Consider the following 8,864-nt stretch of genomic DNA (forward strand, 5'->3'; position numbering starts at 1 on the left):
ATATGAGTTGATCGGCAATATCGCAGAAAATGAATTGATTGTTTGTTGCTCGAAAGAGCCATGTTGAAAGAAGGGTACGCTATGCACATGCCATCGCCTAATACTGTAGCTCCCGCTCAAGGCTTATATCAGCCTGATGAGTTTAAGGATAACTGTGGTTTTGGTCTGATTGCCCATATGAAGGGTGAATCAAGCCATCATCTGGTCGAAACTGCGATTCACAGTTTAAGTTGCATGACGCACCGTGGTGGTATTGCCGCGGATGGTAAAACAGGAGATGGTTGCGGATTGTTATTGGCAATGCCAAAACAATTTTTCCGTGAAGAAGCTCAGAAGCTAGGCAGTAATCTAACTGAGATTTTTGCTGCAGGCACAGTATTTTTGAATATTGACCCTGCTTTAGCTCAAAATGCAAAGAACATTTTAAATAAAGAAATTGCAGCAGAAGGTTTAACGGTTGCGGCATGGCGTGTTGTACCAACAAATAATGATGCTTTAGGTGAAATTGCATTACAATCACTCCCAGCATTTGAACAAATTTTAGTGAACTGCCCAATGGGTTTGACTGAAGTTGAATTTAACCGCAAGTTATTTTTAGCTCGTCGCCGTGCAGAACAACAATTACAAAACGACCCATTATTCTATGTGACCACACTTGCAACAACTGTTATCACATATAAAGGCTTAATGATGCCAGCAGCAATTGCTGACTTCTATACCGACTTAGCTGATGAACGTCTAAAATCGCATATTGTGGTATTCCATCAGCGTTTCTCAACCAATACTTTGCCACGTTGGCCATTGGCTCAGCCATTCCGTTATCTTGCGCATAATGGTGAAATTAACACTATTACAGCAAACCGTAACTGGGCACTGGCTCGTACGCCAAAGTTTGAAAATCCATTACTGCCAGGTTTAACTGAGTTAAATCCGATTGTAAACCGTACTGGTTCGGATTCATCAAGCCTAGACAATATGCTTGAAATTCTTGTTGGTGGCGGAATGGACTTATTCCGTGCACTTCGTATGTTGGTTCCACCAGCATGGCAGAATGTTGAAACTTTAGATGCTGATCTACGTGCATTCTATGAATTTAACTCTAAGCATATGGAAGCTTGGGATGGTCCAGCAGGTCTTGTGATCCAAGATGGTCGTCACGCGATTTGTATGTTGGATCGTAATGGTTTACGCCCTGCACGTTGGGTGATCACCAAAAATGATTACATCACGCTTGCATCAGAGATTGGTGTATGGGGTTATGAACCAGAAGATGTTGTATCTAAAGGTCGTGTTGGTCCTGGTCAAATTTTAGTTGTAGATACTTTGACAGGCAAAGTGCTTGATACGAAAGATGTCAGCAATCACCTTAAAAACATGCGTCCCTATCGTGAATGGTTGCGTGACCATGCGATTCGTTTGAAAGCAGATCCTCAGCTTGAAGAACAATTGAGTGATCAGGGTTTAACTGGTGATGCATTAAAAGCGGCTCAAAAAATGTTTATGGTGACATTTGAAGAGCGTGATCAGATTTTGCGTCCAATCGCAGAAAGTGGTCAGGAAGCTGTTGGTTCAATGGGTGATGATACGCCAATGGCAGTCTTGTCTCGTCAAGTTCGCCATGTATCAGACTATTTCCGTCAACAGTTTGCGCAAGTGACTAACCCACCAATCGATCCATTACGTGAATCGATCGTAATGTCATTGGAAACATGTTTGGGTCGTGAGCAAAATGTGTTTGAACAGGGTCCTGAACACGCTGACCGCATCATTATTTCAAGCCCTGTATTGTCACATTCAAAAATGCAGCAGCTTCGTGATGTTGAAAAAGAACGTGCGGGTTATGCTGTTGCTGATATCAATCTGAATTATGCAGAAACCGAAGGTTTACAAGCCGCAGTTGCACGTATTTGTGAAGAAGCTGCACAAGCTGTTCGTGATGGTAAAACTTTAATCGTTTTGACCGATAAAAATATTCGCGAAGGTTTCTTGCCAGCAAACTCAGTATTGGTAACTGGTGCAGTACATCATTACTTAATTCAAGTTGGTTTACGTACTGATGCAAATATTTTGGTTGAGACAGGTTTCGCACGTGATCCACATCAATTTGCAGTACTACTAGGTTTTGGTGCGACAGCAATTTACCCGTATTTAGCTTATGACGTGATTAATGATTTGGTTGCGAAAGGCGAATTATTGGGTGACCCAATTTATGCGCAAGCAAACTTCCGTAAAGGGATTGAGAAAGGCTTATTAAAAGTACTTTCTAAAATGGGGATCTCGACAGTTGCTTCTTATCGTGGCGGCCAACTGTTTGAAGCAGTAGGTTTGTCATCTGAAGTCGTGGATAAATGTTTCCTTGGTGTACCAAGCCGTATCCAAGGTGCGACTTTCGCTGATTTAGAAAATGACCAGAAAAAATTGGCAAGCACAGCTTGGTCAAATCGCAAGCCAATTGATCAGGGTGGTTTACTCAAATTCGTATTCGGTAAAGAGTACCATGCGTTCAACCCTGATGTGATTAACTCATTGCATAAAGCGGTTCGTTCAGGTCAATATCAAGACTTTAAAGAATACGCTGAGCTAGTAAATAACCGTCCAGTTGCTACGATTCGTGACTTATTCAAGTTAAAAACAACCGATTCGATTGCGATTGATCAAGTTGAAACGATTGAAGAGATTCTACCTCGTTTTGATTCTGCGGGAATGTCTTTGGGTGCATTATCTCCAGAAGCACATGAAGCAATTGCAATTGCGATGAATACGATTGGTGGTCGTTCGAACTCTGGTGAGGGTGGTGAAGATCCTGCACGTTACGGTACGATTCGTAACTCGAAAATCAAACAGATTGCATCAGGTCGTTTTGGTGTAACTCCTGCGTACTTAACCTCTGCTGAAGTGTTGCAGATTAAAGTGGCACAGGGCGCGAAACCAGGTGAAGGTGGTCAGTTACCAGGTGGTAAAGTGAATGGCTTAATTGCACGTTTACGTTACTCAGTACCGGGTGTGACTTTGATTTCTCCGCCTCCGCATCATGACATTTACTCAATTGAAGATTTGTCACAATTGATCTTTGACTTGAAGCAAATCAATCCTCAAGCGATGGTATCGGTAAAACTAGTATCAGAGCCAGGTGTTGGAACGATTGCGGCTGGTGTGGCAAAAGCATACGCTGATTTTATTACCATTTCAGGTTATGACGGTGGTACAGCAGCATCTCCACTTTCATCGATTCACCATGCGGGCTCGCCTTGGGAACTTGGTTTAAGTGAAGCGCATCAAGCACTTCGTGTAAATGATTTGCGTGGTAAGGTTCGTGTTCAAACGGATGGTGGTTTAAAAACTGGTTTAGACGTGATCAAGGCAGCTATTTTAGGTGCGGAAAGCTTTGGTTTTGGTTCTACGCCAATGATCGCATTAGGTTGTAAATACCTGCGTATTTGCCATTTGAATAACTGTGCAACTGGTGTTGCAACTCAGCAAGATCATTTACGTCAAGAACACTATATTGGCGAACCAGAAATGTTGATTAACTTCTTCAAGTTTATTGCAGAAGAAACACGTGAATGGTTAGCTGCTCTAGGTGTTGCATCACTCAAAGATTTGATTGGTCGTGTTGATTTGCTTGAGGTTTTACCAGGCGAAACTGAAAAGCATGCTCATCTTGATCTCAGCGCTTTATTGACTTCACATCCATCTGCTGAAGGTAAAGCTCAGTATTGCCAAGTTCAAGGTAATGCGCCATTTGATAAAGGTGTATTGGCTGAGAAAATGGTTGCTGAAATGCTACCAGCGATTGAAGCAGGTACAGGCGGTTCATTTAATTTCACTGTTGGTAACTGTGATCGTTCAATTGGCGCACGTATTTCAGGTGAAATTGCACGCCGTTATGGCAACTTGGGTATGGAAAACAGCCCAGTAGTCATGAACCTTGTAGGTACTGCTGGTCAGTCACTTGGTGTTTGGAACGCTGGTGGTTTGCATATCAAACTTGAAGGTGATGCAAACGATTACGTTGGTAAAGGCATGGCGGGTGGTCGCGTTTCGATCTTCCCACCAAAAGGTTCACCGTTCCAAACACAAAATACTGCAATCATCGGTAACACTTGTTTGTATGGTGCGACTGGCGGTAAGTTATTTGCTGCGGGTACTGCGGGTGAGCGTTTCGCTGTTCGTAACTCAGGTGCTTTTGCGGTAATTGAAGGTGCTGGCGATCACTGCTGTGAATATATGACAGGTGGTGTGGTAACTGTCTTAGGTAAAGTTGGTCATAACTTTGGTGCGGGTATGACAGGCGGTTTCGCTTATGTACTTGACCTTGATAATGACTTTGTAGACTACTACAACCATGAGTTGATTGACCTAAATCGTATCTCTACCGAGTCGATGGAAGATCACAAAGAAAATCTACTGCGTATCCTTGATGAACATATCAAAGAAACAGGTAGTGCTTGGGCGTATAAAATCCGTAATGAGTTCGACTTCTATAGTCGTAAGTTCTGGCTTGTAAAACCAAAAGCTGCTAATTTGCAAACGCTTTTGAAAACAACCCAAGCTGATCCACAATAATTCCACGACTGCAAAGACATAGGCAGGTGCAGAGATGAGAGACATCGCTGCGCCTACCCACGGAGAGAGACATGGCAGAACGCCTCAATAATGACTTTCAATTTCTGGATGTACCACGTCAAGATCCAGAGAAAAAAGATATTACTGTCCGCAAAGCAGAGTTTGTGGAAATTTATAAACCTTTTACAGCGGAAGTGGCTGCAAACCAGACTCATCGTTGTTTAGGGTGTGGTAACCCATATTGTGAATGGAAATGTCCTGTACATAACTACATTCCAAACTGGTTAAAACTGATTGCTGAAGGTCAAATTTTTCAAGCAGCTGAACTTTGCCACCAGACCAATACATTGCCAGAAGTTTGTGGTCGTGTATGTCCACAAGACCGTTTATGCGAAGGTGCTTGTACTTTAAATGACGGCTTTGGTGCAGTAACGATTGGTAATGCTGAAAAATATATCAACGATACTGCCTTTGCTTTAGGCTGGCGCCCAGATATGTCTGGCGTTAAATGGACGAATAAAAAAGTTGCAATTATTGGTGCAGGTCCAGCAGGCTTAGGTTGTGCAGATATTCTTGCGCGCGGTGGTGTAAAACCAGTTGTATTCGATAAACGTCCTGAAATTGGTGGTCTACTAACATTCGGTATTCCAGAATTTAAAATGGAAAAAGATGTGATGAAACGTCGTCGTGAAATCTTCACGGGGATGGGCATTGAGTTCCGTTTGAATACTGAAATTGGTGTCGATGTAACGATCGAACAGTTGCTTGCTGAATACGATGCAGTATTCATGGGTATGGGAACATACACTTATATGAAAGGTGGTTTCCCTGGTGAAGATCTTGATGGTGTTTACGATGCATTAGATTTCTTAATTGCGAATGTAAATCGTTGCCAAGGCTGGGAAAAAGATCCAAGCGAATACATCAGCGTAGATGGCAAAAAGGTGATTGTTCTGGGTGGTGGTGATACTGCGATGGACTGTAACCGTACTTCATTACGCCAAGGTGCACATGATGTGACATGTGCTTACCGTCGTGACGAAAGCAACATGCCTGGTTCTGCGCGCGAAGTGAAGAATGCCTATGAAGAGGGTGTGAAATTCCTATTCAATCGCCAACCGATCGAGATTGTGGGCGAGAATGGCAAAGTGACTGGTGTTAAAGTGGTGACTACACAGATGGGTGAACCTGATAGCCGTGGTCGTCGTAGCCCCGAGCCAATTCCTGGTTCTGAAGAAGTTTTACCAGCTGATGCAGTATTGCTTGCTTTCGGTTTCCGTCCAAGTCCTGCGGATTGGTTTGGTTCTGCGAATGTGAGCTTAGATGGTTCAGGTCGTGTAGTTGCAGCTGAACAGCAAGAGTTTAAGTTCCAGACCTCTAATCCAAAAATCTTCGCAGGTGGAGATATGGTGCGTGGTTCTGATCTTGTCGTAACTGCTATCTGGGAAGGTCGTCAAGCAGCTGAGGGTATTTTAGATTACTTAGGTGTTTAATTCATCTTTTTAGTTTGATTGCGATAAAGCCTGCTCAAGCAGGCTTTATTTTTTCATCTTATCTTTTTGGTAGTTTTAGCAAATCTTGTAAGCTTTCCGCCCTGTCCCTGATCATTTTTCAGCATGATACTCGAAGACCAATCAGGAAATTGTGCAGGCAATAAAGATGGCTCTTGTAAATGCAAATTCAGAGAAAATTATTTAAATCTTCCCAAGGCATTGGGGGTTACAGTACAACGGTTACAGTTCTCAGATGATTCTATGCAATGATATAAAGATTTCAACAAATAAATGTTACACAGCGAACAAAAAATCACACTAGAATGAATTATTGAAAAAATATAAAGAAAAACCTGAGGATAAATTTTTATGAAAGTGATCAAACAAACTGCGCTCGCAACTGTATTGGCAAGCACCTTATTGTTCACAGGTTGTGGATATAATACTTTGCAAGTGAAAGATGAAGCCGTAAGTGCTTCATGGTCTGAGGTGCAAAACCAGTATCAGCGTCGAGCAGATCTTGTTCCCAATCTTGTCAATGTGGTTAAGGGCTATGCTAAACATGAAGAACAAGTCCTCACAGAGGTTACGCAAGCTCGTTCTAATGTTGCAGGTTTAAAAGTAGATAAAGAAGTTTTAGAAGACCCAGCGCTATTCGAAAAATATCAACAAGCACAAAGTCAATTGACAGGTGCATTATCTCGTTTGATTGCTGTTTCTGAAAATTATCCAGATTTAAAAGCCAATGAACAATTCCGTGATTTACAAGCACAATTGGAAGGTACAGAAAATCGAATTGCGGTGGCACGTAACCGCTATATTACGACAGTGCAAGATTACAATTCATATGTTCGTCAGTTCCCACAAGCAATGACAGCAAAAGTGATTGGCATGAAAACCAAAGAGAACTTCAAAGCAGAGCAATCTGCGCAGCAAGCGCCAACAGTTTCATTTAATTAAGATTTGAAATTGTTCTTGATGGGTTTGGAGTTGCCATATGTTGGAAGAAATTAGACAAAAACTTAAGCAGCTTTCGGCTGTTCTCATGATTGTTTTTGTAACACTATTTTTTCAACATACAGTTTGGGCTGAGGTTGCGACTGCAACAGATGAAACTGATTTAGTTGTTGCAGGTAAAATGATTCAGCAGCCACAACAAAATCAATCACAACCAAACACTACAGCACAACAAGCACCTATTTTACCGCAAGTTGCCAATGATATGGCTGAGGGTGAATCCATACGTGGTTTACCGACATTAAATCAGCCCATCATAGATCAAGCAAAAATATTAAGTGAGGCGGAAACACAGCAACTCAATCAAAAAATACTGACGTTGTATCAGCAGGGTAAAGCTCAGATTGGGGTGATTATTGTACCCACCACAGGACAAGAAGCTATTTTTGATTTTGCTTTACGTACAGGTGAAAAATGGCAATTAGGTTCTGCTAAACGTGATAATGGTTTGTTGATGGCAATTGCAGTCAATGATCGCAAAATTCAGATTCTAACAGGCTATGGTCTCGAAGGTGTTTTACCTGATGTGGTACTGAGCCGCATTATTCATAATCAAATTACACCCTCTTTTAAACAAGGTCAGTATGCTCAAGGAATTTCATCAGGTTTGGATGAGATTAGCCGTATTGTGAACCAAGATCCAGAAATTGCACAACAGGCTGCCCAAGAATTAAAAGACCGTCATGAACAAGCTTTACGTGAGCAACAAGCGAAAGATAGTACGCTAACTATGGCGCTATTTATCCTGATTGCTGGTGTTGTTGGTTCATTCATTGTTGGCAATCGTTTAAGTGCCTCCACTGCGGCAGTAGCTGCAACGGTTGCAGGACTAGTCAATGGGGCGGGGCTTGTGATGAGTTTATTACTCGGTATTGGAATTTTCTTTCTACTGATTACTTCATTGGCACAGCTTATTTTTCAAGCCTTCTTGTCGGGTGGTGGGCGAGGGGGTGGTAGAGGAGGCTTTGGTGGTGGCAGTGGAGGTGGTTATAGTGGCGGCGGTGGCAGCTTTGGCGGGGGAGGAGCATCAGGCTCATGGTAACAAAGACAGATACAACACAGATTATTACCCAGCCTAAGCTGGATGAGCAGGTTCAACCAAGCTTAAAGCGCTGGTTTAAACACTTCCTCTATATATCTTCTATGCATAATTATTTCAATAAAAACGATAGGATACAGATCGCTAAGGCTGTGCAGCATGCTGAAAAAGGTCATGTTAGTGAAATTCAGGTAGTGATAGAAGGACATATTCCATGTTCACAGGCTTATCATCAAAACACACGGCTACGTGCTCAGCAGCTATTTGCTGAATTGGGTGTTTGGGATACTGAACTCAATAGTGGTGTATTGTTGTATTTAAATCTGTGTGAGCGCAAAGTTGAGATTGTGATTGATCGGGGACTAAAAAATGCAACACAAGCCGAGACATGGAGTGAAATTTGTCAAAATATCATTGTTACCTTGACTCAAAAAGAATATTTGCGAGCTGTAACTCAGGGTGTAGATGACATTAGACAAGTATTGAATCAATACTATGTAAAAACTGATGTGCATAATCAAAATGAACTGCCGAATGAACCCATTATAATGAAGTAGATATAAACTATTGATTTTATTTTTTAAATTTTTTTAAAAATAATATTCTATATTTTTAATTGTATTAGGGCTTGTTGAGAACTAACAAAGGCAACTGATTAATTTATAATAGTAGTATGGATAGATACATACTTACTGATGCCCAATGGGCAAAAATGGAACCTTTTTGCCTAGGTAAAGTGACCGATCGAG

5 protein-coding genes are annotated in these 8,864 nt (G+C 41.8%); all 5 read left to right on the forward strand.

Annotated elements, in window-relative coordinates; translation table 11 throughout:
* Window positions 1-87: 87 nt before the first annotated feature.
* The 5 genes from gltB to CDG59_RS03950 all read left to right on the forward strand — a co-directional run bounded on the left by gltB (window position 88) and on the right by CDG59_RS03950 (window position 8,672).
* Window positions 88-4,566 (forward strand): glutamate synthase large subunit, encoded by a 4,479-nt coding sequence (gene gltB, locus CDG59_RS03930; protein WP_171294978.1) that lies wholly within the window; start codon window positions 88-90, stop codon window positions 4,564-4,566.
* Window positions 4,567-4,637: 71 nt separating this feature from the next.
* Entirely contained in the window at window positions 4,638-6,059 is a 1,422-nt protein-coding gene (locus CDG59_RS03935; protein WP_004909607.1) for an FAD-dependent oxidoreductase, read from the forward strand.
* Between the two features lie 369 nt (window positions 6,060-6,428).
* Window positions 6,429-7,019 carry a LemA family protein gene (locus CDG59_RS03940; RefSeq protein WP_087543729.1) on the forward strand — a complete coding sequence of 197 codons (591 nt, stop codon included), beginning with the start codon at window positions 6,429-6,431 and terminating at the stop codon, window positions 7,017-7,019.
* An 85-nt stretch (window positions 7,020-7,104) separates the two neighbouring features.
* Window positions 7,105-8,118: a TPM domain-containing protein gene (locus tag CDG59_RS03945; RefSeq protein ID WP_413772662.1), complete on the forward strand. Its 1,014-nt coding sequence runs from the start codon at window positions 7,105-7,107 to the stop codon at window positions 8,116-8,118.
* A complete protein-coding gene (locus tag CDG59_RS03950; protein ID WP_087543733.1) occupies window positions 8,112-8,672 on the forward strand; it encodes a TPM domain-containing protein in 561 nt (186 codons plus the stop codon). Before CDG59_RS03945 ends, CDG59_RS03950 begins: the two co-directional genes overlap by 7 nt.
* Window positions 8,673-8,864 lie beyond the last annotated feature (192 nt).

The organism is Acinetobacter sp. WCHA29 (assembly GCF_002165335.1).
GTDB lineage: Bacteria > Pseudomonadota > Gammaproteobacteria > Pseudomonadales > Moraxellaceae > Acinetobacter.